Origin of the sequence: Algoriphagus antarcticus, assembly GCF_002150685.1 — a bacterium.
Taxonomy (GTDB): Bacteria; Bacteroidota; Bacteroidia; order Cytophagales; family Cyclobacteriaceae; genus Algoriphagus; species Algoriphagus antarcticus.
Window position 1 is genome coordinate 1 of the sequence record NZ_MSSW01000127.1, and the last position, 2479, is coordinate 2479.

At 37.3% G+C, this 2479-nt stretch carries 4 protein-coding genes; all 4 read right to left on the reverse strand.

From position 1 onward, the window contains the following. The coding region (locus BVH04_RS24860; RefSeq protein ID WP_140160673.1) for a hypothetical protein at nt 1-309 on the reverse strand (309 nt) is incomplete at its 3' end. 244 nt (nt 310-553) lie between these two features. Continuing rightward, complete coding sequence (locus BVH04_RS24865; RefSeq protein ID WP_086544159.1) at nt 554-1108, reverse strand: hypothetical protein; 555 nt, start codon at nt 1106-1108, stop codon at nt 554-556. 401 nt (nt 1109-1509) lie between these two features. Beyond that, complete coding sequence (locus tag BVH04_RS24875) at nt 1510-1959, reverse strand: hypothetical protein (protein WP_086544161.1); 450 nt, start codon at nt 1957-1959, stop codon at nt 1510-1512. Beyond that, a partial coding sequence (locus BVH04_RS25680; RefSeq protein WP_169714521.1) for a hypothetical protein occupies nt 1956-2479 on the reverse strand: 524 nt, incomplete at its 5' end. The genes BVH04_RS25680 and BVH04_RS24875, both read right to left, overlap by 4 nt.

A 2479-nucleotide genomic window follows, 5' to 3' on the forward strand; every position in this document is an offset into this window, starting at 1 on the left:
CTGTTGCAGCTCAGTAATCACCAAAGCAATCACATGGGCAATGGCGATTTCATTCACTCCACCTGAGGTAAGATTCTGACCATATTCGGTGAGTTGTTGGATCAGTTTCTTATCCATGCCTGTCCTCACAAAGCTGGCTGGTGACAACTTGAATTTCTTTGGATCTACGTATTTTCCAAAAACCCCAAGTCCACACTGTCGCCCTGCTGTACTTCCTGAGATCGGGATGGCCCCAGGATATGGTTTCTCCCGGCATTCAGCCAAGCAGTAGCATAGCCGCCGGGAGTCTTGTTGTCTTTGTCTGATCATTATAATGGACTAGAATTACAAATTCCAAAGGATATGAAGGTGGAATTGCAAATTCCACCCAGTCACCACGAACTTTTGACTAAGCCGAGCAGGGGAAGCGGCTGTCCGGATAATTTTGTATGTTGCATCGGGCTGGTTATTGTGTGTAACCACAACTTGCACCAAAAGGGGGAAACTACCAAATAGGTGTTCCGTCTTTCCCATTTTGTACTATTCTAGGAATGCTGATTTTGGCTGACTTTTTTTACTCGGATGCCAGTATATTTAAATTAACTTGCATATTTCCCGATTTTGGTAGCTGCATTGTTACTCCTCCAATAAAAACTCTTGGATAATTTGCAGGGCCTACTACCGAACCAGTAGGGACATGTAACTCTTTTAGTTGAGATACTTTTCCATCTACAGTAATACTTACTCCTCCCCTAAAATAAACATCTCCATTTCTGCTATTTGGAGTATGACCTGAAGCAACTATTGAAACATACCAGCTTCCGTCCGATCCTTTGTATACACTGTAACCTCCATCAATATAGAATGTAGCATTTGCACCAACATATTCAACAAACATATAGTCTAGTTGTGTATCATGGATACTACTTGACTGTTCCGAATAAGAATTTTGAGTAGTTTGTTCTCCCCTCGATTCATTTTGTTCACCAGTATTTTCTTTTTTATTTTTCTTATCAGAAAGATATCCTCCATCTTCTGTATGGCTCCATACACTTCCAATATCAATATCTTCACCGTACCCTCCCTTAACAACCTGCCCAGTAGCCACTTCATTTTGAGTTATCCTCACTGTCGCTATGACTGGCAGTGCCTTGGTTGATAATTACCGGCGCCATCCCATCAGGATCGAAATATTTACCAAAAACTCTAACCTCCACACTATCGCGCTGCTCTACTTCTTAGCTTCGGACTCTGTCTTTGACGGCATAAGACCAAGCCACATTAATAAACTTTTAATGCGAATAGTAAATTCGTGGAAATATCAGGGTGGAATTGCAAAATCTCTTCAGCCAATCAAATTTCATACTTCTGGAAGGTTTACCTAACTTACAATTCAATTAGAATAGAAAAGGGTAAATAAAAACTACACCTATCTATACATGTTCTTTTTTTTTCCGGAAGTCAGGAATTCCAAACACACTTAAGTAGAGAGAAAAATGTCATTTACTTTTAGATATAATTATCAAACAATTACTTCATTACACGAACTCCCTGAGAATCCAAATATTCCAAAACTCTCAATACCTCTTCTCTATTTCTTAGAATTCTTAATTTGTGAAATCTACCATTTACCAAAATCTCAATCACTGGAATCATTTTTAGTGCATTATAAATTGAAAATACAGATATCCCACCTAATACCAATATTGCAATTAGCCCGTGTCCTAATAAATTAAAAAGCCTCACACTCTTATCTGGAACTAACGCACTATTTATTACATAATAAACAAACAGCATCAACAACCCTAAACATATAAACCCAAGTATTAATACAGCTGCCCAATTTTTAACAGATCTTCCTTTCTTTAAAAAAGCATTCTCTATTTCACTATATAATATCAAGCGATAAGTATATTTATTTCTAAGAAGATGAATGCCTTCTGGGGTCAATTTAAAAGTAGAATCAATAATATCTTTCATAACTTAATTTCTGATTTACCTGAGTCTGGGTTTTCCAATGGCAGACCTGGACCAAAGTAAGGTTGCCCTGGCATTGATCCAGGAGGCATTTTTGGACCCCAAAGCCAAAGAATATTATCTAAATGATTCAAAAGATGTTCTCGAATATAAATTCCTAGTTTTGATTGGCCCATATCTGTTTCCCCGAACTTTCTTCCACCTGGAAAATATTCAAACATATTTATTCCTTTCATGCTATTCCAATTCTTATCAACCCAAAAAGTATTTCCTCTTCTATCAGACATTTTAAAGTACGTTATACTATTAACTTCTTTAGAATTCCCCACATATCCATATCCTTGGCCATTTTCTCTAGATATTTCATTAGGAGCAGTTTTTTGTTTAGAGTCACTATTTCCTGAACAGCAATCTTTCTTCTCTTGACCATTCTTGCTTTTCTTATCAGAAAGATATCCACCATCTTCTGTATGGCTCCATACGTTTCCGATATCAATATCTTCACCATATCCTCCTTTAACTA